Annotated in this window: 23 protein-coding genes; 2 read left to right on the forward strand and 21 right to left on the reverse strand. The window is 34.6% G+C overall.

From position 1 onward, the window contains the following. Positions 1 to 711 precede the first annotated feature (711 nt). The 5 genes from J2X17_RS05160 to J2X17_RS19040 form a co-directional block, all read right to left on the reverse strand. Positions 712 to 1,812: an adenylate/guanylate cyclase domain-containing protein gene (locus J2X17_RS05160; RefSeq protein ID WP_310295307.1), complete on the reverse strand. Its 1,101-nt coding sequence runs from the start codon at positions 1,810 to 1,812 to the stop codon at positions 712 to 714. 128 nt (positions 1,813 to 1,940) lie between these two features. Then, the gene (locus J2X17_RS05165) at positions 1,941 to 2,795 is read right to left on the reverse strand and encodes an alpha/beta hydrolase (protein WP_310295308.1); all 855 of its coding nucleotides are present in this window, start codon (positions 2,793 to 2,795) and stop codon (positions 1,941 to 1,943) included. A 51-nt stretch (positions 2,796 to 2,846) separates the two neighbouring features. After that, positions 2,847 to 3,401, reverse strand: coding sequence for a carboxymuconolactone decarboxylase family protein (locus J2X17_RS05170; protein WP_310295309.1), 555 nt, complete (start codon positions 3,399 to 3,401; stop codon positions 2,847 to 2,849). Between the two features lie 15 nt (positions 3,402 to 3,416). Further along, positions 3,417 to 3,986: a cupin domain-containing protein gene (locus tag J2X17_RS05175; protein WP_310295310.1), complete on the reverse strand. Its 570-nt coding sequence runs from the start codon at positions 3,984 to 3,986 to the stop codon at positions 3,417 to 3,419. A gap of 12 nt (positions 3,987 to 3,998) precedes the next feature. Beyond that, positions 3,999 to 4,220, reverse strand: a complete 222-nt coding sequence (locus J2X17_RS19040) for a 2TM domain-containing protein (protein WP_409025237.1) — start codon at positions 4,218 to 4,220, stop codon at positions 3,999 to 4,001. Positions 4,221 to 4,406: 186 nt separating this feature from the next. Between J2X17_RS19040 and J2X17_RS05180 the strand changes: the two genes are divergently transcribed. Further along, positions 4,407 to 4,982: a Crp/Fnr family transcriptional regulator gene (locus tag J2X17_RS05180; protein WP_310295312.1), complete on the forward strand. Its 576-nt coding sequence runs from the start codon at positions 4,407 to 4,409 to the stop codon at positions 4,980 to 4,982. Between the two features lie 11 nt (positions 4,983 to 4,993). On the opposite strand, the gene J2X17_RS05185 is transcribed toward J2X17_RS05180, so the two are convergent. The 15 genes from J2X17_RS05185 to J2X17_RS05255 form a co-directional block, all read right to left on the reverse strand. Further along, complete coding sequence (locus J2X17_RS05185; protein ID WP_310295313.1) at positions 4,994 to 5,983, reverse strand: aldo/keto reductase; 990 nt, start codon at positions 5,981 to 5,983, stop codon at positions 4,994 to 4,996. A gap of 17 nt (positions 5,984 to 6,000) precedes the next feature. Further along, a complete protein-coding gene (locus J2X17_RS05190; protein WP_310295314.1) occupies positions 6,001 to 7,101 on the reverse strand; it encodes an alkene reductase in 1,101 nt (366 codons plus the stop codon). A gap of 97 nt (positions 7,102 to 7,198) precedes the next feature. Continuing rightward, on the reverse strand, positions 7,199 to 8,023 hold the full coding sequence (locus tag J2X17_RS05195; RefSeq protein WP_310295315.1) for a DJ-1/PfpI/YhbO family deglycase/protease: 825 nt from the start codon (positions 8,021 to 8,023) through the stop codon (positions 7,199 to 7,201). 48 nt (positions 8,024 to 8,071) lie between these two features. After that, on the reverse strand, positions 8,072 to 9,499 hold the full coding sequence (locus tag J2X17_RS05200) for an antibiotic biosynthesis monooxygenase (RefSeq protein ID WP_310295316.1): 1,428 nt from the start codon (positions 9,497 to 9,499) through the stop codon (positions 8,072 to 8,074). Between the two features lie 453 nt (positions 9,500 to 9,952). Then, the gene (locus tag J2X17_RS05205; protein WP_310295318.1) at positions 9,953 to 10,522 is read right to left on the reverse strand and encodes a Crp/Fnr family transcriptional regulator; all 570 of its coding nucleotides are present in this window, start codon (positions 10,520 to 10,522) and stop codon (positions 9,953 to 9,955) included. 246 nt (positions 10,523 to 10,768) lie between these two features. Next, positions 10,769 to 12,718: a sigma 54-interacting transcriptional regulator gene (locus J2X17_RS05210; RefSeq protein ID WP_310295320.1), complete on the reverse strand. Its 1,950-nt coding sequence runs from the start codon at positions 12,716 to 12,718 to the stop codon at positions 10,769 to 10,771. A gap of 36 nt (positions 12,719 to 12,754) precedes the next feature. After that, the gene (locus J2X17_RS05215) at positions 12,755 to 15,214 is read right to left on the reverse strand and encodes a tetratricopeptide repeat-containing sensor histidine kinase (RefSeq protein WP_310295321.1); all 2,460 of its coding nucleotides are present in this window, start codon (positions 15,212 to 15,214) and stop codon (positions 12,755 to 12,757) included. A 654-nt stretch (positions 15,215 to 15,868) separates the two neighbouring features. Next, on the reverse strand, positions 15,869 to 17,032 hold the full coding sequence (locus J2X17_RS05220; RefSeq protein WP_310295322.1) for an IS3 family transposase: 1,164 nt from the start codon (positions 17,030 to 17,032) through the stop codon (positions 15,869 to 15,871). Between the two features lie 178 nt (positions 17,033 to 17,210). Further along, complete coding sequence (locus J2X17_RS05225; protein ID WP_310295323.1) at positions 17,211 to 17,684, reverse strand: hypothetical protein; 474 nt, start codon at positions 17,682 to 17,684, stop codon at positions 17,211 to 17,213. Positions 17,685 to 17,772: 88 nt separating this feature from the next. Further along, complete coding sequence (locus J2X17_RS05230) at positions 17,773 to 18,957, reverse strand: DUF3570 domain-containing protein (protein WP_310295325.1); 1,185 nt, start codon at positions 18,955 to 18,957, stop codon at positions 17,773 to 17,775. 18 nt (positions 18,958 to 18,975) lie between these two features. Beyond that, positions 18,976 to 19,149: a DUF4266 domain-containing protein gene (locus J2X17_RS05235; RefSeq protein ID WP_409025238.1), complete on the reverse strand. Its 174-nt coding sequence runs from the start codon at positions 19,147 to 19,149 to the stop codon at positions 18,976 to 18,978. A gap of 56 nt (positions 19,150 to 19,205) precedes the next feature. Continuing rightward, positions 19,206 to 20,099, reverse strand: coding sequence for an FAD:protein FMN transferase (locus J2X17_RS05240; protein WP_310295328.1), 894 nt, complete (start codon positions 20,097 to 20,099; stop codon positions 19,206 to 19,208). 40 nt (positions 20,100 to 20,139) lie between these two features. Beyond that, entirely contained in the window at positions 20,140 to 20,574 is a 435-nt protein-coding gene (locus J2X17_RS05245) for a thioredoxin family protein (protein WP_310295330.1), read from the reverse strand. Positions 20,575 to 20,680: 106 nt separating this feature from the next. Next, positions 20,681 to 21,370, reverse strand: a complete 690-nt coding sequence (locus J2X17_RS05250) for a VIT1/CCC1 transporter family protein (protein ID WP_310295331.1) — start codon at positions 21,368 to 21,370, stop codon at positions 20,681 to 20,683. A 9-nt stretch (positions 21,371 to 21,379) separates the two neighbouring features. After that, positions 21,380 to 21,778 (reverse strand): hypothetical protein, encoded by a 399-nt coding sequence (locus tag J2X17_RS05255; RefSeq protein WP_310295332.1) that lies wholly within the window; start codon positions 21,776 to 21,778, stop codon positions 21,380 to 21,382. A gap of 279 nt (positions 21,779 to 22,057) precedes the next feature. On the opposite strand from J2X17_RS05255, the gene J2X17_RS05260 reads away from it, so the two are divergent. Next, the gene (locus J2X17_RS05260; protein ID WP_310295333.1) at positions 22,058 to 22,387 is read left to right on the forward strand and encodes a hypothetical protein; all 330 of its coding nucleotides are present in this window, start codon (positions 22,058 to 22,060) and stop codon (positions 22,385 to 22,387) included. Positions 22,388 to 22,421: 34 nt separating this feature from the next. Here the strand turns inward: J2X17_RS05260 and J2X17_RS05265 are convergent, their stop codons facing one another. Then, the gene (locus J2X17_RS05265) at positions 22,422 to 23,930 is read right to left on the reverse strand and encodes a PAS domain-containing sensor histidine kinase (protein ID WP_310295335.1); all 1,509 of its coding nucleotides are present in this window, start codon (positions 23,928 to 23,930) and stop codon (positions 22,422 to 22,424) included. Positions 23,931 to 23,975: the final 45 nt, after the last annotated feature.

Here is a 23,975-nt window from a genome sequence, read left to right on the forward strand (position 1 = left end):
TCAATTATATATGGAAGAGTAAAGAGGAAAACCGTAAAAAAAATAAAGAAATATCTTTAGTTTCTTTTAGTATGGTTGTAGTTTCATTTTTTATCAAGAATCAGTTGTACTATAAATTATCAGATAATCTTCGGCTATACTAGATAAAAGTTATACATGTCAAGAAAAGGTAAACATTAGAATTTTAAAGAAAGCATTATTACTTCCCAATACAGAAATTTGCAGTCCAGTCTTTACTGGGGTTTTCAGATGTCGAGGTACAGTAAAAGTACTAATCTGAACAAAATAAAACGAAACAGCAACAAACAAACTTATCCTTTTTTAGTAGAATGTAGAATTTTGTTAAACCGTAATAAAATCTTTTTTTAAAAACACATTAATCCAGTGGTTGTAGCAAATTTATAAAAAATATTATTCGTACCATTTATATTTTGAAGCTTTTTCATTTTCAGAATTTTAAATTTTGTATTGAACCTCTGTATAAATCGGAGAGCTGCACATTCGAGCCTAACTCCACGACCTCTTCTAATCATTGGATTTTTACTTTGCAGAATCGTATATGCCACGATTCTGCCACAAACTTCGCTTTAGGAAATATCGGTAAAAAAACCGCCTTAATTTTTTGCGGCAAAAAAAGTATCCACTCCATTTTCGGCTGCGCCACGAATGTCCACAAATTTCAAAAGTGTTAATTTAAAGTTTTTAACTTGTTTAAAATGAGTGATCATTCAAGGTAAACAATTCAAATTGCACGTCTTTGCCTCTCAGGATATTTCTCCCTACTGATTTTACCTTGTAGTAAGGACTGAGGTCAAGCTTGTCAGTAAGTGAGTCAGATATTAAAATATCTACATTATAATTGTTACAAAGCCCTTCAATTCGTGCTGTTGTGTTAAGTACATCACCAGTAAATATGATTTCTTTTTTTAGCACACCTATTTCTCCGGTTGTGACTTTTCCACAATGCAGTCCTGCTTTAAATTGTGGTGTTAAGCCATACTTTTCTTGATAGGCACTTGATTTGTCCATTAGGGAATCCTTCATAGCAAAAAAGCAGCTTATGCAAGTATTGTTTTTAAGACCTTTTTCTAATCTCCAGGATATAATCATTTCATCACCGGCATATTGGTATATTTCGCCAGAATAATCAATTACAGGACCGCTCAGATCTGAAAAATATTGTTGGAGCATTTGAAAATATACAACATGTCCTAACTTTTCTGCAATCGCCGTAGATGATTTCATATCCAGGAACATAAATATCCTCTCTTCTTCAATAGGTTTATTGTATTTTCCGAGGAAAAAATTACTCAGAAGCCCTGTACCCATACTTTCACTTACCTCGGTGTAGAACTGAGTTATTAGAATAATGCTTGCAATATAAGTTAGGATTCCGAGGAAGGAATAATCAGTAAAGAAGCCCCACATTAAAAGCCAAAAGCCCTCACTGGAAATTGCAGCAGGAATTTCATTAGCGGTTGTCAGGAATATAATAATCAGAAGGAATATAATGATTAGAAAATAAATAGAAGATTTGTATATAATTTTTTTACTGAAGCTAGCTTGGATCAACCATTTACTAAAGTAAAGGATTTCAAGTATACCTATTATTGTTCCAAATATAGTGGCCAATAGTGGAATAGCTATAATATTTCGACTAAAAACATATTGATTCCCAGATGTCGGGTAAAAGTTTAGGTCGCCTAAAAGCCCTCGTTCAAGAATAGTATAAATTAAACTAAATATCAGCCATATTAAACCAAATGGTAAAATACGATTAATGTTTCTTTTATATTTTGGCGTTATTATCATCTAAGTGGTAAATACCAAAGATATTCATTTTTGGCGTGCTTAGATCGTACTAAAAAATTGTAAACCTCCAAAGTATTTATTTGGAGGTTTTTTATGAAAGTGTATTTGCTTTATAGAATTTCAGACTCTTACTTTATAAATATTTCTTTTAGCAATTTTGTTAGTTCAAGAGATTTAGATATAAAAGGACTATGTCCTGAATTAATCGTATAAGTATTTGTAATGCCTGCATCTTTTGCCATTTGCTGCTGAAAACTATATGTTATCGTATTATCCTGAGTGGTGTGAATATAATATTTTTGACCAGCTGCATTATAATCTGCTGTTTTATAGTTTAAAGGTGTTCCAAGAGGAATAGTAGGTTCTGCTTTGTATCGTTCTACTAAAAACTGTTTTTGAGCAGCTGTACCATCTTGGCAAAATATTTTCGGAAGATTAATTTCCGGATTTACAATGCCTGCTAATGTCTGATCATCTGAAAGTTGCAACGCTGGCGGTAAAAGAGAGGATGAATCCATTTGAGAGTAATCCAAAACACTTTTTCCGCTTTGAGGAATAAAACCTGCTACATATATTAATTTTTTAATTTTTTGTGGTATTGCAGCAGCTGTTTGTGTAATTACCGCACCGCCAAGACTATGACCAACTAAAATTACAGGTTCATTATAGGAGTTAATTGCTTTTTTAACCTCATCAATATAAGCTTGAAACGAAACTTGATATGCCGGTGTATTATCATCTCCATGACCAGGTAATTTTACAACAGTTACGTTATAACCAGCAGCTGTTAAGTCAGCTTTTGTCTGATCCCATACATAGGAAGCCTGCCATGCACCATGAACTAATATTACGGGTGATTTTTTTTCTATAACATCATTATCATTGCTTGAGCATGATGCGGTTGAAACAGTCGTAAACAAAATCAGGAAAAGTTTTGACATTGTTTTTAAGGATGATTTGGTATTAATTTTTAATGTTTTCATTGTTTTTATATTTAGTGTTGTGTTTATTCTTTTAATATATTTTGCAGTTGATCAAGGCAGAACATCAAATCCGTTTAGAACCATTGCAAGAAGATTGTATGCTCCAACCAGAAATATAAGTTCGGCGACACCTTCTTCTCCTAATAAATCTTTAGCCAGATTGTACGAGGAATCTGAAATGATTTTCCCTTTTACTAATGAAGAAGCTATTTCATAAGCTATAGATTCTTCCTGATTTAATTCGACAGGACAAATACCAGATGCTAATGATGCAACGGCTCTGAGTGAAAAACCCAGATGTTCTGCCATAATTTCATGAGCGTAAAGTTCGAAACGTGCTCCATATGCTGCTCCTACAGTTAGGATTGCAACTTCTCGTAATTTCTTTGAAAGAATTGCATGATTGTCTAATGAACGTACAAAACTTAACGCAGGAATTCCAAATTGTGGAAATCTGAACATTGGAGGAAATGGGCCGACTAAAGCTCCTTCTTTGTCAAGCATCGTAACCGGTCCCTGACTAGAAGTGATGAGTTTAACAACTTCCTGATGTACATGCAGAACATCGGGATTCATATCTTTTGGGTTGACAGGATTTACTCTCATAATTATTGATTTAGATTACTGAAGTTTTTCTTCAAATTGTCCATCTATTAAAATAAATACAACACGGCAGTTTTTGCCTGATCTATTGCTCCATGCATGATTTGTGCCTCGTTGTATGATAATGTCACCTGCTTTTGCAGTTGTTTCTCCGTCATCAACAATTAAGGTAAGCTCGCCTTCAAGAATAATTCCGTAGTCAATTGTTTCTGTTTTATGCATGAGTGGGTGAGGACCATTTTCACCAGCTTTTGAAGCATGTTCACCGCTCATGGTTTTGAAATGTTCTTTGGCTTGTTCCTTGGTAAGATTTCGTATTTCATCGCCTTCAGGAGGAAAATCTATAACTCTTATCCTTGTGCCTTGTTTGGGAGGGCCTAAAATAAGTCCCTTTTCTTCTTCGTCTTTTGATATCTTATCAATTAAAGCCGGAGTTTGTCTGGTATTCCATATCTCGTGAAACTTAGCACCATTCGGTCCGCCAACCATGTAGGTTCTTGCAGGTATTTCATCTGATGCAATAATTGCTTTGCCTTCTGAATTATGTCCAGTTACAATGCGTCTGAATGTTGGACTATTGGTTTCCATAATTATAAAGATTTAGATTTTATTTTTTTTGAAAACAAATACTCCCAAATAATGAAAAAACACTCCGACGGCCCACGCAGGTATAGACCAAAGTGGCCATGGATAAGTTGTATCTGTTAGATACCAAACGATCAATATTGTAGGTATCGCTAATAAGAATACAATAAAATGAATTCGAAATCCTAGTTTAGGGTTTCTGTTTGTTGTGGCATTATTACTTAATTTAGTTCTCATGATTTACGTTTTAAATATTAGTAATTGGTTAAAATTCTGATTTTTAATATTTTTACATGACAAAGGTAGAGAGCAGGGTTTGTTGTCGTCATTGACTTTGGTTAAGTTCGTTTTAAAGAGAATAATTTTGTGTTTAGCAGAATTAAATCTATTTTTAATCTTAATATTATTTCTTAAGTCACTATTATGGATGCAATTAAAAATGTTATTACATCGATTGTCGCTATGTCTGATGACGAGTATAATTTGATGCTGCCAATCATCAAACGAAGGGAAATAAAAAAAGAAACCGATCTCTTGCAACAAGGAGAAATTTGTCGTCATATCTATTTTATTGAAAACGGATTTTTCAGAATGTTTTATGTAGACTATAAGGGAAACGAAATCAACTGCAGATTTGCCAAGCCAAATGACTTTTTGGTTGATTTCGCTAGTTTTATTACTCAAAAAAAAGCCCAGTACCATTGCAGGGCAATGGAAGATTCAACTGTACTTGCCTTAGAATATGATAAAGTTGAAAAATTATACAATAGCTCTCCTAACTGGTCAAAATTTGGAAGGCTTATTGCCGAATCAGCATATCTTTTAATTATTGAAAGAGAAGAAATGCTGCATTTTCAAACTCCGGAAGAGCGATATAAAACGCTATTAAAAAAAGAACCCTACCTTCTTCAATTGGTATCGCAAAATCAGCTATCCTCCTACATTGGTATTAAACCTGAATCACTAAGCAGATTGCGCAAAAGAATGATAGGTAAATAAACTCATGGCACTTACAAAGCAAGCTGGCTCAGTTCATTATTTATATTGCTTATTTCTTTTTCCGTTATTTTTATGTCTATGGCTTTGGCATTGCTAATGGCTTGTTCTTTATTTCTGCCTCCTGCAAGCACCACCGTTATACCAGGCTGAAGTGTTGTCCATCTTAATACTAATTGCGCCAGACTAGCATTTTTTTCCTCAGCCAAAGGTTCAATTTTCTCAAGGAATGCCTTAACTTTTTCAGGATTGAATTGTCCAAAATAACCTTGACGGTGATCATCTGATTTCAGCTGTTCTCCTTTAAAATATTTTCCGCTTAACAGTCCTCGTTCCAGTGGACTATAGGCAATAATACCAATATGGTTTTCAATCGCTGCCGGTATAACACTTTCTTCGATGCCACGATTGAGCATACTATAAGGCATTTGGTTTGATGCAAGCCCAATACTTTTTTGAGCTTCCAGCATTTGATCCTTATTATAATTGCTAACGCCTGCCGCGCGTATTTTGCCCTGATCAATTAGTAACTGAAGCGCTTCCATAGTTTCATCAACAGGTGTTGTAGAATCTGGCCAATGCAACTGAAGCAGATCAATATAATCTGTTTTCAATCGTTTAAGACTTTCCTCAGTTTCTTTAAATACGTTGGCTTTCGAGGCATATTTATAAAGTGGATAGCTTTTTCCATTATGCTGCTGATTCCACATAAAATCTCCCATTCCTTTATTACTTCCATCCCAAACCATTCCAAACTTGGTTAATAGCTGTACCTTAGAACGATCAAGTTCTTTAATTGATTCGCCAATAAGTTCCTCACTTAGTCCTAATCCGTAAAAAGGAGCTGTATCAATAGTAGTAATGCCGTTATCAATTGAGGCTAAAACAGCTTCTCTTGCTTCTTTTTTTTCTGTTCCTCCCCACATAGTACCGCCAATAGCGAAACTTCCATATGTAATTGCGGAGAGCTGAAGATCAGAATGGCCTAATTTTCTATATTCCATTTTTATTTCTTTTAGTGTTAAAGAGTTTTATATGTTTCCCAATCCGTATAGCCATGATTACCTAGTCCGTAGTATAGATTTCGATCGGGTGGAGTTAATTCCCAATTGTTTTCTAAACGTGCTACCAGATCTGGATTTGAGATGAAGGGTTCCCCAAAACCCGCAATATCAATTGTTCCCGCATTGATCAGCTTTTCAGACTTTTCTTTAGTCATACTACCGGCTAAAATTATAACACCGTCATACCAGCTGCGGAAACGCTCCAAAAATCCATCAGGCAAAGCATGACTTCCTTTAGATTGCTGATCCATTAAATGTACATAAGCAACACTTCTCTTCGTTAATTCGTTTGCCAAATATTGATAGGTTGCTTCAATTTCATCGTAATGAGGCAAATCGCCCAAACCTCCATAAGGTGTTAGTCTAATTGCAGCTTTATCATTTCCTACAGCTTCTATAACGGCATCAACAACTTCTAATAAGAATTTGGATCGTTTTTCGATATTTCCTCCATATTCATCTGTGCGGTTATTTACAAAAGGATTTAAAAATTGTTCTATCAAATAACCGTTGGCTCCATGAAGTTCTACACCATCAAAACCGGCTTTTATTGCATTTTTAGCAGCCAGGACAAAATCATTAATCACGTCTTTAACTTCGTTTGTTGAAAGCGCTCTTGGTTTGGAAGATATCACCGGACCTTCTTTTCCATTTTCATCATATCCCCAGGCGAAAGAAGAAATGGCTTGAATATCAGACGGACCAACCGGAGCAATACCTCCGGGTTGATTCGATAAATGAGAAACTCTTCCCACGTGCCATAACTGTGCAAATATTGTACTGCCTTTTTCGTGTACAGCTTTGGTTACTTTTTTCCAGCCTTCTACCTGAATCGGGGTATATAATCCGGGGATATAAAGAACTCCTTTTGAAGTCTCGGAAATTGCGGTTCCCTCCGTTATAATTAATCCGGCTCCTGCACGTTGTGAATAGTATACAGCATTATCATTATTAGGAATCCCGTCAGCATTTCTTGCTCTTGTCATAGGAGCCATTGAAATACGATTTTTAAGTTTTAAAAAACCAAGGTTAACTGGTTCGAAAATATTTGTTTTCATTATTTAAGAATATAAATGCACTTTATTTTATTTGTTATTTTACAGGACAGACCATTTTGACTGTTCTTTTTTAGTTGAAAATTAATAATAGAGGGAATTATTTTTTAAGTAGCCAATTTTCAACTGCTCTTGAAAAATCTGCTACATCAATTGGATGTCTGCTGGTTATAAGATTAGCATCCGTCACAACTGATTGCTCTAATACAGTTCCGCCTGCATTTTTCAAATCAGACTGAATATTCCAGTATCCTGTTAATTTTCTTCCTTTTAAGATATCTGCTGATGCCAGTACTACCGGAGCATGACAAATAGCTGCAATTAATTTTCCAGATTTATTGAAATCCTGAAGGAATTTAATAACGTCTTTATCGTATCGAAGGTTATCTGGATTCCAGGCGCCTCCGGGAATAAATACAGCATCGTAATCACTTACTTTGATCTGATCTGCCGTACGATCAAATTTCAACCAGCCAACAGGCTGTAAATACTGAATCGCCATTACATGTGTTTTAGCCAATTCAGGAAATACAAGTCCGTATCGCTCGGGAGCCGGATTGTATTTAGGAGCCACTATGTCTACATCGGCTCCTAATTGTTTAAAATACCATACCGGACCAGTTAATTCAATTTCTTCGAAACCATCTGCCACAATAACCGCTATTTTTTTTCCTTTTAAAGCTGACGTGTTTTTTACAGGAGTAAAGAAGAAATCTCTTAAAGCTTCATTTCCCGGAGCATTCAATAACTTTGATACCGGCATATTGACAACCGCTGACTGAGTAGATAGTTGATTCATAACTTCTAACTCACTAGAATAATTTGTTTTCATTTCATTTGTTTTTACTTTTACTTGAGCTTCTACATTTATCGTGGCAAGTACACTTAATACACCTGCAGCAATGATTTGATTAATTGTTTTCATTTTTTAAGTTTTAATTGTTATTATAATTATGTTCGGAATTTATTTTTGCTATTCTCTTGTCATTGGTGCAAATTCGATAAGATTGTGCAGTCCGTTTTGAAAAGGTGGATTTTTAATACTTGTCTGTAGGTAATCCAGTACTGGTTTGATAGGAGGGAAGTTGAGATGATATTGAAAAGCATCATTACTTCTGAATTTTTCGTAGGTTACAAATAGGGTGTCATCCCCTTCAATTTCTGAAAGCTGATACGTTACCACACCTGGTTCGCTGCGAAATTGAGGCATTGCGATATGATACCTATCTTTAAAATTTTGTTGTGTTCCTTTTTTTGCATCAACAAACAACATTACAATAAGCTGATTGTCTTCTTTTTTTGCTGCTGTACGCCATTGCTCTTTGGTTAGTGGCTCAAGATCTTTGACATAGTAAGTTTTAATGGAATTTTTTAGTGCTTTATTTGACAGAGATGTCACTATTTTTCCTTGTAGCTCTTTGTTGAAATTTTCCAGTTGATTTTTATTGTTCCATCTTTCAATTAACCATAAGACATTGGTTTTGTTTTGTTCATAGAAGGCCTCAGCCATAATATTTTCTTTAGAAGCAAGTGCATAAAAAACATAATCTGAAAGTGTTTTTTTAAATTGCTCCAGATATTCTTCCTTTACTTCATACCTTGTTATTTTTGCAACCATTTCTATACTGTTTAATTGCTGTAAAACCGCTTCTCCAACAGCTTTTGCAGACTGCGGATTTTGACCTGTAACCAAACGTTGGTCTGTAACTACATGAGTTTGCCACAAACCTGATTTTTCAAAAATTCCACCTCTTTCAATTAATTTAGATTCCAATAAAAAAGGAACAACTTTATCTAACTTTACAGCAGCTTCTTCCTCATTAGTAAAGGCGTTAACTTTTTTTCCATTTACCAGATATTCTCTGTTAGATAATTTTATGTTTATCAACCCTGCAGGACCGTGGCATACTGCACTTACAATCCCGTTGTTTTCGTATATTTTAGAGGCTATTAATGCAAGCTCTTTGTTATTTGGAAAATCCCACATTGCACCGTGTCCGCCTGCATAATGTATGGCTGCGTAATTTTCAGTTTTTACATCTCCCGGTTTCATTGTGCTCTCTATTTTTTGACGGTATTTTGTATTATCCCAAAACTTTTTATTGGTCGGATCTCCCAGGTTAAAACCATCTATTGGAGCCTGACCGCCTTTTGGACTGACAAAATCAATTTCGTATCCCGCATTAACAAGCACATCCCACGGATGTGTAACTTCAGAAAGATAAAAGCCTGTAGGTTCTCCCGTATTTCCTTTTTTATCTTGATTGGTAACTACGAATAAAATTTTCTTTTTCATGTTATCAGAATTTATAGCTTTACTGTTCCCTGTAATAATCATAAACATACTTATTGTTATGATCAGGGCTTTTTTGATTTTTAAACGATATGTTGTTGTTTTCATAGTTTTTGGGTTTTTAATTATTGCATTATTCAACTCAATATTTTTCATTTCTATCATTTGCTTTTTTTCTAAAACAAATTTCCTTCATATATAAAATCTGGAGGTTGATTCAACTCACTTTAAAAGTGTGACCCAACTCACTCTTTTACCGCGGATCTTTTAGAATTAATTACACACTTCTATTGCTCAAACCAGTTATTTACATCGCAAAATTAGGTTCATCGTTCTTTCAAAATCATTGACTTTGGTTAAGAATGTTTTTTGGTTTTCATAAAAGTTTTAATGAAGCATTGAACTATGATTATTAATTTGAAAATTTATTTACTCAAAAAAGGAAGTGTATTGAGATCTTGAATAAAAATAGCAGAGGTATGTAGTAAACGGGTTTGGGCAATAAAAAAGCGTGATAAAATCACGCTCAGTTGTTTGGTTATCTTTTATAAACTATTTCCGTTATGTAATATTAGAATAAAGTCGGCTAAGGGTTTCACGACGCAATCCTAAATATTCAGCAATATATTTTTTTGGTATTTTTTGTGTGATGTTGGGGTAGAGTTGTGCAAATTTTTCATAACGCTGTTTTGGATTGTCAGATAATAAAGATATAATTCGCCGTTGTTGAGAAGAATAAATTTTAGTTAGCGTCATTCTAAAAAAATGTTCCATTTTGTGGAGTTCAGAAGCCAGCTTTTCCCTTGCAAATATAGTGAGGCACAATATTTCAGCATCTTCCATGCAGACAATATTGATTTGCGATTCTGTTTGATTAAAATAAGCATTATAGTCTGATAACCACCAGTTTTTAAGTGCAAACTGCACGATGTGTTCTTTGCCATCATCGGTAAGATAATAGGCTCTTAAAACGCCTTTTATAATCCAATATTCACACCCGACTTTATCGCCATTCTGAATTAGATACTGATTTTTTTTAATTCTCTTTTCCGTAAAGAATGTTTTTATATATGTAAATTCCTCATCAGTAACTGGGGTGATTTCTTCAATATGATTTCGTAGTTGATCCATGGCTTATAAATCATTTTAGATAGATTTTGTTCTGGTGTTTGTAGAAAATGACCAAGAACATGCCAATAATTTATAAGTAAAAAATTTAAAGAACGTCGCTTATAAAACCCTTTAAATATGGTAATTTTAAGTTTTTTTGATATATAATCAGCACAAATTAGAAAGTAAATGTTCTCCGAAATTTCTGGAGATTAACTTAGTAAACTACGAAGTTTTCGGAGAAATTCTAAAAAAGAATTTGGTTAATTAATTTTGAAAATCTTCTTTTTTAATTTGCAGCTTTGCTATTTTTGATTCTAATGTTGTTGGTTTAATGTTTAGTAAGAAAGCAGCTCCTGCATTTCCTCGTATTCTGCCATTTACTTTTTTCAGAATAGAAATTATATACTCACGTTCTGTTTTCCTTTGGATGTTCCTTACATCTTCTAGATTCTGTATGTCTTCTTTAATAGACACTTCAGATGTGGCTATACTAAGATTTTGTTTCAATTCTAATTTTGAGTTTCCTTCATTTAAAATGACGGATCGTTGCATGACATTCTCCAGCTCCCGAATATTTCCCGGCCACTCATAATTATACAATTCTTCTGTCATCTCTGTAGTTATACCAGTAAAATCTTTATTGAATTCTCTGCTGAATTTTTTAGCAAAATAGAGAGCTAGTTCATTTATATCTGTCTTACGTTCCCGTAATGGAGGTAGTGTAATTGGAAAAACATTTAATCGATAATATAAATCCAGCCTAAACCTTCCTGCCGCAATTTCTTTTTCCAAATTTTGATTTGTTGCCGCAACAATCCGTATATCAACTTTTTTTGGTGAATTACCTCCAACAGAGTCAATTTCTTTTTCTTGTAAAACACGTAAGAGCTTGGTTTGCATCTCTAAAGTTAATTCTCCGATTTCATCTAAAAAGATTGTTCCACCTTCTGCCAGTTCAAATTTTCCTTTTCTTTTTTCCAAAGCGCCGGTAAAAGCCCCTTTTTCGTGACCAAATAATTCAGATTCTATAAGAGTGGATGGAATAGCCGCACAATTTACTTTTATAAAAGGCCCATTTTTTCTCATTGAAAGCGTGTGAATGGACTGGGCAATTTTCTCTTTCCCGGTGCCGCTTTCACCCAGGATAAGAACAGATGTGTTATAATTTGATACTTTTAATACCAGATCTAAAGCTTCTAATAAAAGAGGATGTTTGCCAATAATAGTATTAAATTCTAATTGGTTCTCTTTTTTAGAATTTTCTTCCGTTTTAAGATCGGCTTTGTTTAGAAGATTTGCTGATTTAAAATTTTTTAGGTTTAGTTTAATTTGTTCTGAGAAACATGTTTTCGAACGATTCAGTAAATCAGTATGAAAATTCGAATAGTTGTTTTGCTTACGGCTGCAGAAGATGTATTTCACCTTTGTTTCATCATTTAGAATTAAAGGAAGTATCAGATACGATTCAGTCTTAAAATGGTTTTTTAATAAGCTTAAGACAGCATCATCATTTATTGCTTCATTGTTATCTATACTAGTATCTTTTTCAATAAAACTGTTTTTGAATATGGATGTAAGTAAACTGGTTTTTAAACTAGTAATAACAGATAATTCTTTTAAAGCAATAAACTGATATTCATCAAAACCGATGCGCAAATATCCTAAAGTATTTAAATTCTCATTATCCGATTCCTTATATTGCCATATAATAAGATCGAAAGGTATATATGGTTGCAGTATCCTGGCAATTGTCAGTAAATATTCTTCGGGCTTTAAAATTTCGGCAGCTATTGCCTTAAATTTTTTTTGCAGCAAGTCTTCTTGTTGTAATCTTGATTCCAGACTGTTTTTGTGTCGATAAGATGCAATCTCCAAAGCTATAAGTAAATCTTTTTCCCTAAAGGGTTTAACAAGAAAACCATAGGGATTAGTTTGCTTTGCCTGCTCAAGTATTTCCTGGTTTGAATTAGCAGACAAAAATATAAAAGCTATATTTTCCTCGTTTAATTTTTTGGCAAGATCAATTCCGGATTGTTTTCCTTCTAATTGAATATCCAACAAGACCAGATCGGGCTTAGTTTTTTTTATATACTCATCTGCTTCTTCAGCTGAAACAGCAATTCCGATAACATGATAGCCTGCCTGCTTTAGTGTCAGGCGCAGATCATTTGCTACAATAAATTCATCTTCTACAATTAATACTTCATTGTCCATACAATATCGTTTGATTACCTGAAATCTTGTCTAAACCTATTTATTTAGATGTATAAATTTAACCATTATATGAACGCCATTATTATTTTCGATAGTAAAGCTGCCCTTTAATTGTTTAGTAAGTCCCTGCATAAGATCATGACCAAGTGAATGATGATCTGATTTTTCATGGAAAATTGTTATACCAACGCCGTTATCGGATATTTTGAGCAAAAGTGAGTCATTACCTTCAGGCTGCAAACTAATATTTATGATTCCCTTTTGTTCTCCTATGAACGCATATTTAATAGCGTTTACAATGCTTTCAGTGATGATTAGTCCTAATGGGATAGCTTGTGATAAATCAAGCGATATTGGCGCAATATTTTTTTCGAAAATAATCTTATTTTCACTGTCAAAACTTTCATGCAGATAATGAACCAGTTCGGTGATATACTCCGGCATTGCTATTGTTGAGATATTGTCATCCTGATAAAGTTTCTGATGTATCATAGACATCGCCTGCATCCTGCGAAGACTGTCTTTAACAGCCATCTTAGCATCATCGTCTTCAAGATAGATCGATTGTGAATTGAGCAGGCTTGTAACCATTTGAAGATTGTTTTTAACGCGATGGTGCACTTCTTTAATCAGCCATTCTTTTTCTTTAAGTAATTTTTCCTGTTCAATATTTAATGTTTCTAAAAACATGTTCTTCTGGTCTAATTCTCGCTGGTTAGCTTCAAGTTTGCGATTGCTTTTTTGTTTAATAATATAGCGATTTAGCAATAATCCAATTATAGCAAGTAATAATAATGAGCCAATTAAAATAATATTTTTTGCTCTTTCTGCCTCTTGGGATTTTATATGTTGTAACTGGTTTTGTGTATTAAGTATTTTAATGTTTTTATCCTTTTTATCAGCCTCATATTTAATTAGTAATTCTGCTGCCTTTTTTTGCTGTTCATTACCAAACGCAGAGTCCTTATACTTTTGACTCAATTGTAAATTCTTAATGGCATCAGAATATTTGTGTTCTACAGAATCAATTTTAAAGAGATTGTAGTAATATTCGCTTTTTTTTGCATGACCAATTTCAAAAGAATGATTAATTCCTTTGTTGAGCAGTTCTCTGGCTAGAACCGTTTTTCCCAGATTTCGATAGAATGCAGATATCCGAAAAAATGCTGCCGGAAATTCGTCGTGTACATGATCGATTGGGAAATTTTGTATCATATTTAGAAAAACCTTGTAGTTTTTTTCTGCGAGCTCTGTCTTTTTAAGATTTTCATAAGTTTCCCCAAGCAAAAGTGCATAATGCATTTTCTCAAAATCAGTACGGGCAGGGAATTTATTTTCCGTTTCCTGTAGCAGAGACAAAGCTTCTCTATCTCTACGCATACTATTTAAAAGTTCAACGTTAACCAAAAAGGTTTTGTACCAGTAAAGTTTTGTATCATTAGTCCGGTTTTCTAAGGCCTTTTTATACCATACTAAAGCATCTTCATTTTTTTTAAGATATTGATATATTCCTGCTCTACGGCTAAAAAACATACTTTTAAAAGTAGAATCTGATTTAGATCGCATGCTGGTTATGCTCTTATTAGAATAGGATAAGGCATGAACTAGATCGCCATCTCGGTAAGAGAGATAGGATAGAACGTCAAAGGCATATTGATTATGATGGTACTTTATTTCTTTTTGCAGCTTTAATATTTTAAGGATCAATTTTTCTGATTCCTTATATCTTTTAGCAATAAAGTATTCAATATTTATCTGTGAAAGTGTTTCAATCTCTTTTTCTTTTTCCTGCAGCGCATGAAATATAGAAAGCGCTTTTTCAAATTTAACTAGCCTCAGCGGATGTCCATATTGTAATGTTTTGCCTGCGTTTAATAATGCTCTGGCTTGATCGAGGCTATTTTTGGATTTTTTACAAAGTCTTTCAATTTCTGATAATAATTTTTGGCTTTCATCTGTTAGTCCGCTCTGATGCAGTAAATCAGCCTTTAGTGTCAAGGCTCCAATTTTCCATTTGGTCAGTTTTTTATCTTCTAAAATTTCATCTATATAGGTTTCTGCCTGATCAAGATCTGCTTTTTGAGTACCAGGTTTAAAGATGTAATAACTACTTAATTCAAGTAGCAACAAAAGCCTACTTTCACCTTTTAGGGCTACAAGCAAAGATTCGACTTTTTTTACTTTTCCTTGTTCAAGTAATTTGGTTTCAATTGTTGGTTTTCCATTACTGTAGATTTCATTATAAGGGATGAGAATACTTAAGTTGTAAATTTTACAAGAAGTTCTTACAGCACTATCCATATCAATTTGTCCCTGACTGATGGTATGTAAATAGTCAGATGTTATATGAACTAGTAATCTTTGTTTCTTTATGTCATTATATCCTGTTTTATTAGTTTGTCCATATATTGTTATATTAAACGATATTAGCAGGAAAAATATTTTTTTTGCTAATGTAAACTGTGTCAAAATTGAATAGCCTGGCTCACAATTCATAATAAAACCATCAATTAAATTATTATTTCGGAGTACATTAGTTTAAAAAAATTACAAATAATTATTATCCGATTAGAAGCTTCACAAAAGGTTACCAAAATTTTAAAGAAATTTGTTTAGGAATATCACTATATTAATTTATGCTACAGACCCCTTAAGGATTTTTAATCAGATATAAGATTAAATATATAAAAAAATATTGAATGATTATAAATCTCACTCTCTGATTATGAGTCAAATAGAGTGAGAGTTTATTACCGGCGTTATCAAATCAATAAAAGGACTACAGAGCTGTTCAAAAAAGCGAACCTTATATGTGTACGCAAGAAATTACACTTTTAAGTCACTTGATTTTGTATATCTTGTTTTAGTTGTATTCATGATTCTGCTGGCTACAATATATTCGACCCTAAACTAAGTATCCTTAATATTGCTAAATTTTCGTTTGTAAAAACAGCATGTGTAACTATTTGCCATAAAATTTTGAGTACCAAAATTATTAGATGTATTTTTTTATATATGACTTAGTTGTGCTTCTGTGTATCTTAATTGTACCTAAAATGTATCTAGTGCGTGAAAAAAAAGAAAATAAAATTTTTGCAAATGTAATTAGCAAAGCATTTCTAAATCCAATTATCTTTGAAAGTAATTTTTTTAATTTTTACTCTGTAATTTTTGATATTCCAAAATATTCATGTTGTTCAGATGCTTGTGTCTTCTATTTGTATTGTAAAATTTCTCTATATAGTCAGAAATTGAAGATTTGGCCTCGTTCTTATTTTGAAAGTGATTCTGGTAGATCAGTTCTACCTTTAAAGTCTTGAAGAAACTCTCAGCAACTGCGTTGTCCCAGCAGTTTCCTTTTCCTGACATGCTTCTGGCGACTGATCTGTGATTCTCTATTTCACGAACAAATTCCCCACAGGAGTATTGAATCCCCCGGTCGGAGTGGAAAAGGAGAGAGGCATTATTTAGTATAGGTCTATTAGCAAGGGCCATTCTGAAGGCACATATGCTAGTATTTCTTGCAGTTATAGTAGAGGATAATGACCAGCCAATTACCTTCCTGTCAAACTGGTCAATTACAGTTGTTAGATAAAGCCATCTCTTTGCTGTTCTGATGTAGGTTATGTCCGATACCCAAACCTCATTTTTCTCTTTAACATTGAATTCCCGGTCCAGCTTGTTTTCGACCACCGGATAACTATGCGAAGAGTTGGTTGTTGTTTTGAATTTTCTTTTAAAGATCGTCTCCAAAGATGCCTGTTTCATTAGTTTTCTGATCAGCTTTTCCGATGCATGAATACCAACGGTTTCCAGCTCTCTTGCTATTCGCGGACTGCCATATCTTTTTTTATTTCGGTAGTGTATTTTTTTTATCTGTTCAATCAAGGCTAGATTATAAAGTGCCCTTTTGGATGGTTTTCTCTGACTCCAATAATGAAAGCCACTTCTGCTAACGCTAAGTATTTTGCAGATCTTCTCGACAGGATAAACAGATTTGAACTGTTTTATGAATTCAAATTTAACCTGGGTAGGACTAAAAAGAATACTCGAGGCTTTCGTTAATATATCCCTTTCCATCTTGACTTCTGCAAACTCTCTTTTCAGTCTTTTTAATTGCAGGAGTTTACTGGCTGTTGTTTGTCTTGTTTTACTGCCCAACATTCCCTCTTCAAACTGGCGCTTCCATCTTCGGATATTTTCCGCACTTGTACCCAGTTCCTGAGCAGCCTGAATCGTTTTATTATGTCCTGTAGCAAGTTTTATAGCCTGTAGCTTAAATTCTAATGTGTAGCATTGTCTTTGATTCTGCATTTTTTTTGTTTTAAAAACCAAAGATCTTGTGTTCTGCGTCCACTTTTAGGTATGAACTCCACTTTCCAATGAGGGCATTAAATAATCTGAGAAGCGTATTTTGCAGTTAGAGAGGTTGTCCTGAATAGCTATTTTAAGTTTAATATAAAAAAGAGGCTCAATTAGAGCCTCTTTTAGATTAATGTTTCCCGTTTCCTTTGCCATTTCCATTATGGTTCCCATTATCGTGGTGTCCATTGTCTTTTCCTTGTTTATTATTTCCTTTACCAGGCTTTTGACCAATTGTTTTTTGGGGTTGACCTTTGTAACCTTTCCCATATTTTACTTTATGGGTTTTAAAATTGTCATAGGGTCTGTCTCCTCTGTATTCAGTTAAGACTACTTTATATTCGTTGTAAAGATCATAATTTCTGTAAGCAGAAGGAAGTGATCTGGCTCTGACCCATCTTCCGTCATTCAAATAAACATAGTTTGCTGTATTTACATCATAATAGGTTTCAAGATCAGGCAAATAATAATATCGAACATCTGAATAACCAGCCGGTCCCCATGCCGGAGGAGTTCCAAGATTGACATTTACAGATACCTGAGCTTGTGAATAACTAAAAGACAGGAACAGAATCCCGATCAAAAAATATTTTAAAGTTTTCATAATTTCAATTTGTAATTCATCTTTATATTTTAAATAAAACAAGAAACGTGCCTAAAATTTTTATTCTATACAAGTGAATGATTATACTTTATTTGTATTTAATGTTAATGCTAATTATATCCGAAGTCATATTAGTAGTTCGTGTGTAATGGCCATAACGAAGTTCTAATGTATTCCAATGTTTAAGCCCAAAGACTCCATTAAGAGGGGTGAATTTCATACCCATTCCAAAGAAACTACTGTCAAACTTTGATAAATCATAATTACTGGTGTAATATTCGTCGGCAGCAGTATGTTCACCATATGGTTTGAAATACTTGGTTCCGGTTTGAGTATAATATCTATAAAACGGACTCAGTGAGAATGCCTGCGTTAGTTTTACCGGAATTTCAAGATCAGCGGTATGGGCTCTTAAACTCCAGTCATCAGTATAATACCTGTAGTAAGCGCGGATAATTATATTGTCCCCTACGAAATAACTGGCACGGATTCCTAGTGGAATTTTCAGTCTAGTATCCGGCATTTTTTCCTGATGTACGGATCCATCAGCGAAATAAACCCTGTGAAATGGAAGGCTCAAATAACCATTTTGACTGATAACATCTCCTACAAGCATTATCTGCAGGTCTTTGTTTATAACCTGCGAGTAACTCAAAGTTCCTGCAAAAGTATTTCGGTTAGCACTGTCATAGTCTTCTTGGCCTGGTGGACGCAGTTCAACGGGCTCAATTAGTTTTAGCTGATCAATAAAGGTTTGAAACTTCGCGGTAAATTCACCATTTTTGTCTTTTGTTTTTTGGGAGAAACTTATATTTCCTCCAAAAGACTGATAATCAAATTCGGTTGATGACGAAACGCCAATTCCCAGTGTTCTTCCTTTTTCTTCATTTTCTCTCAGATAAGTTAGAGAAGGGTAGAAGCGATTGTCTGAAGAAGAAGCCGATGAATTGGCACTCAAATCAATCATATCTGACGATGCCGAAGTATAATGATCAATACCGGCTTCAATATCAAAAGTATGCTTGATTCCGGTTTCCCCGTATTTTACCAGTTTAACATCAATTGTATTGGCGATGTCAGTAAGATGCTCAGAACCAATTCCTCCTGTAACGGCTGAATTATTCCCGTCCTGACTGTAGTAACTTGAAACTAAATTTACTTCTTCAAGTTTTAATTTTTTGCTTTTATAGCTTGTAGAATCAGTAGGAACATTTTGTGCTCTTGATTGAAATAATGCCAATAAAGCAAATCCTGTAATGAATATTCTTTTCATTTTATAATTTGATGAAAATTAATTGCAGCCACAGCCACCGCCGCTTTTTCCTGCGTTTGCTCCGGAAGCTCCTTCTCGGTAGGATTGAAAGCTAAGTTCTGTCTTTTCTATTTTCCTGTTAGAAAGTACCATTTCAGAATCGTTGATTTTTCCTTTCTGGTATTCCTTTACCGAAGTGCAGGAAGTGAACATTATGCCTGTAAAAGCAATACTGCATAGGATCACGAGATTTAGTTGCTTTGGCTTTTTCATTTGAGGTTAATGTTTTTAGAAGTGTAAATTTTGTTGTTGTCGTCGATGATAATACAATATAGATCCGGAATCTGGTCAATTAGAAACAAGCCGGCTTTAATTCCCATAACCGCTATTGGAGTGGCCATTGCATCTGCAAATTCTGCATTTGAAGCGATAATGGTAACGCTTTTTATTCCGGTTATCGGAAGTCCAGTTTTTGGGTCAATAGTATGCGAATATTTCTTTCCGCTAATGGTTACGAACTTTTCATAATTTCCCGATGTTGCCACTGCTTTATTGGAGATTTCCATATATGAGAATGCTGCATTTGGAGAATCCGGATCAGCCACTCCAATAGTCCATTTAGAACCATTTGGCTGTAATCCCCAGGCCGAAAGATCGCCGCTTGCATTAATAATACCGCTCTGCACGTTATTTTTAAGCAGTACTTGTTTTGCCATTTCGGCTGCATAGCCTTTTCCAATACCTCCAAAACCAATTCGCATCCCTTTTTCTTTCAAGAATACCGTGGTGTTTTCCTTGTCCAGAATTATGTTTCTGTAATCAATAAGATGCACCATTTTTTTTGCTGTTAGTGCATCAGGAAGACTGGTCATTGTTTTATCAAAATTCCAAAGACTTTTGTCAAGACTTCCATAAGAAATGTCAAAAGCACCTTGTGTAATTCTTGAAATTCCAATGGATCTTTCGATAAGATTAAAAACTTCCAGATCTACTTTAACAGGCTTAATTCCTGCATTTTCATTAATCAGATTGGTCTGACTGTCTTCTTTATAAGTAGTCAAAAGTTTTTCGATCCGCCTGATTTCTTCAATAGCGAGGTTGATATTCTCATTTCCTGCTTTCTCGTTTGGGGCGACAACTGTAATGGTAAAGTTGTTTCCCATGAGTTTTAGGGATTGTGAATATTTTTGATTTCTTGAGATGTTATTTTCGGCTGTCACAGATCGCTTTTATTTCGGCAGTCCAGGCCTCAGGTGTAGTTTCTGGTTTTCCATGCCAGATTTTGATTACTTTACCATCTGCATCAAGAAGAAGTGTTAAAGGAAAACTTCCTTCTTTATTATAAATTTCGGCTAAATCCTCGTTGCGCTTTACTTGCTGGGGAGTTCCAATATTTTTCTTTTTTCTCGGAAAATCAGCATTAACTAGTACCAGATTTTCATTTGCCATATCGGTGAATGTTTGACTTTCAAGATAGTCTCTTCGTGTCACGATACAAGGCCCGCACCAGTCTGAACCGGAAAAGTTCAACAGGATTAATTCGTGCTTTTCTTTTGCCACTTTTTTTGCATTATTAAAGTCAGGTTCCCAGTTGATGGGAAGGACTGTTAATAATAGAAACAATGTGATTAGTTTCATCTTACGGATTTGTTTTTAGGTATATACGAAATAACGAATTGTTGGGTATCTTATTTTTTTTACTTGCTTAAGATTAGATTAAATTTTAAATCAAAAAAACTATTTTCTAAGCAGTCTGGACGCCAAAAATATAACCAACCAATGCTGACATTGCCATGGCGAAAGTGCCCCAGATACAAATACGTAAGACTGCTTTTAGGGTTCTTGACCCGCCTGCCTTTGCAGCTAAGATTCCTGAGAACGAAAGAAAGAGTATCGAAAAGCCATACTGATAAAACACCATTTCTTTTAGAGGTGCAAAAATAGCCACCAAAAGCGGTAACATGCCTCCAACAATAAATGAAATAGCTGATGCAAAAGCAGCAGTTAATGGATTAGCCTGTGTAATTTCATTAATACCGAGTTCATCGCGCGCATGAGCTTCAAGTGCATCGTAAGCCGTTAATTCGATAGCAACTTGTCGGGCCAGTTCTTTATTTAATCCTCTTTGAATATAAATATCTGTTAGTTCTTCCAGTTCTTCTTCCGGCAGGGTTTCAAGAGCAATTTTTTCTCTATTTAAATCAGCAGTTTCTACATCAGACTGGGAACTTACCGACACATATTCACCCGCTGCCATAGAAAGAGCACCGGCCACCAAACCTGCTAGAGCTGCCAGTACGATAGGCTCTCTTGTAACACTTGCGGCTGCCACGCCAATAACTAAGCTGGTGGTAGATAAAATGCCGTCGTTTGCTCCCAAAACAGCTGCTCTAAGCCATCCGCTTCTATTGATGTAATGGTTTTCAACGTGCATAGTTCTAATTTATATTAGTTTAATCCAGTCAGGATCTTCAGTGATTTTTGGGGTACCTCCAAAATTGGTTTTTAAAAATTCCCTAATTTGAAATTGTGTTTTATTCTTGGTACTGCTTTTCCAGTCACTAAAATTATAAATATGAATCTGCTTTGCATTTGGATTTGTAACAAATGAAATGCGGGATATCGAATATTTGTATTTTTTTACTTCATCTAAAATACTGCGGCTGGGAACTACAATAAGTATATTTTGCCAATTCATATAATCTTTAGGCATATCATTTCTTTCTGTCAGTCCCAGGGCATAAAGGAAAGCTGTTATTTTTTGCTCATTTAGGCTGTCGATTTTTTGATCTATCTTGGAAAGGGCAGTCTGTAAAGAAGTTTTATCTTTAATACCATCCATGGTTGCGGGCTTTAATTTCCAAATAAAATTAATTCAAAATAGAGTAGGTTGTTACGCTGGGGATCATAGAATGATTCTAAATTTTGTAAGATTTATGATAGGGAGGATTTTATCATTAAGTTAGCTTATAATTCAAGCTCTCATATGTTTATTAATTCCTTTTACTGAAAAGTTAATTATTCGCTACAGTTTTTTATGTACACTTTAAATACGCAGTTGACTCATTTTAAGTATACACTTGATTCCAAAAAAATAATAGTAAATATTAATTGGTTTCGATTGAGTAATGATGCTATTGCGGATTATTTTTATCGGAGAGAACTTGATGAGTTGTTAAAGTTTATTCAGAGCAATAAAACTAATTTTCCCGGCTCTTATTTTATTGAAGAAGCTGCAAAAGAAAAATTCTATACTTCTTCTCTTAATGAATTATCAAAAAGCTTAATGCCGTTATATTTTATTTTGTCAAGAAAAGAGTATAATAATTGGGATAAGCATATTTGCAATGTTATGAACATTGTACTTATGGATGAAAATTATGATAGTATTATTCCATACGATCTAAATTTTGATATCATAGGAAAAATTGAAATTTATAAACAGGCCTAATAATGGGTGTTTTAAAAATCACATGGTTGACAGTCTATAAAATATCAAAGGGCTGTTTTAATGGCAGGCTCACTATAAATTCAGCGCCATTATCTTTCTCTCCGGTAGCACTAATTTTTCCATTATGTCTTCTTGCTATCTTTCTGCAAAGCGAAAGGCCAAGGCCATTTCCTTCGAACTGGTCTTTGGAGTGGAGTCTTTCAAAGGCATCAAATATCTTTTCTGCATAAATTGGGTCCAGTCCAATGCCATTGTCCTTGATTTTTATTTCAAGTAATTCAGCGCCATCTATAGTGATCACAGTTGAAGTTATGATTACACGTGGCGGCTCGTCCGCTTTTGAGAATTTAAGGGCATTATGGATAAGGTTGTAGAAAAGTTGATGGATAAGTATTGGTGCCCCTTCTATAGCAGGGAGCTCACTTATGACAAGGATTGCTCCTTTTTCATTTATGATGAGTTCCAGATCAGTTTTAATATTTTCAATGACCTGGTCAAGATTTATTTTTTCAACAGGCTGTGTTTTTTTATCCAGTGTAGAATAGGCTAGAATGCCCTCTATGATAGTCTGCATTCTTTGGGCGGACTGATCTACTTTACCAAGGTATCTTTTTGAATTTTCATTAAATATCGTTTCAGGTTCATTTCTTAGAAGACTGTTGAAGGTTTTTATTTTTCGGACAGGTTCCTTCAGGTCATGGCTGACCACATTGGCGAAATGCAGAAGATCATCATTGGATCTCTGTAGTTCCTCTGTATTTTGTGCAACCTGTTTTTTTAACTCTTCCTGAAATTGTTTCTCCTCGTGGATATCCTGTATAATTCCAATAATGGTAGTAGGATTGCCATTTTCGTCCTTGATGATTTTGCCGTCTATTTTTACCCAGCGCATTGAACTTTCATCCTTTACAATTCGGGCCTCATAAGACATTTTCCCAGTAAGTTGAGCCTCTTGATGTGCTTTTTCGCGCACGGCCTGATCATCAGGATGCAGTTTTGCAATAAGCTGTTCATTGGTTATTTCCCCATCGAGAGACCAGATGGAATTAAAATTGCCACAGGTTTTAATTTTTTTTGTCGCAAGGTCAATCTCGTAGGTTCCCATACCGGATGAGTCGACGGCCATCCTGAGCCATTGATCTGAATTTTGCACCTCTTGTTTAGCCTGATGCAGATCTGTAACATCAGCTCCGGTATTCATTACACCGTAGATGTTTTTCTGGGCATCAAAAAGGGGGATAAAACTATAATTAAAATAATGGGATTGCATCTGGCCATTGATCACCAGATCAACCTTTTTGTCCTTGGCATGAAAAGGAACACCTGTTTTAAATACGGCAAGAGCCTGGTCAAAGATCTGCTGGTTTTGAATTTCGGGAAGGATCTCCAAATAATTTTTCCCAATTACATCTTCTCCTTTTCCCCAAGTAAGAATCATGGCAGGGTTTGCCAGTTCAACCTTTAGGTTTTCGCCTGTATATACCGCAATAGGCAGGGGCGTGTTATCCACTATATCTTTCAAAAGCTTTAAATCTTGGTACATAGCAGTTTATTTTTCTAGGCGAAGCTAGTTTTTTAATAATGGGTT

Origin of the sequence: Flavobacterium aquidurense, from assembly GCF_031458035.1 — a bacterium.
GTDB lineage: Bacteria > Bacteroidota > Bacteroidia > Flavobacteriales > Flavobacteriaceae > Flavobacterium > Flavobacterium aquidurense_C.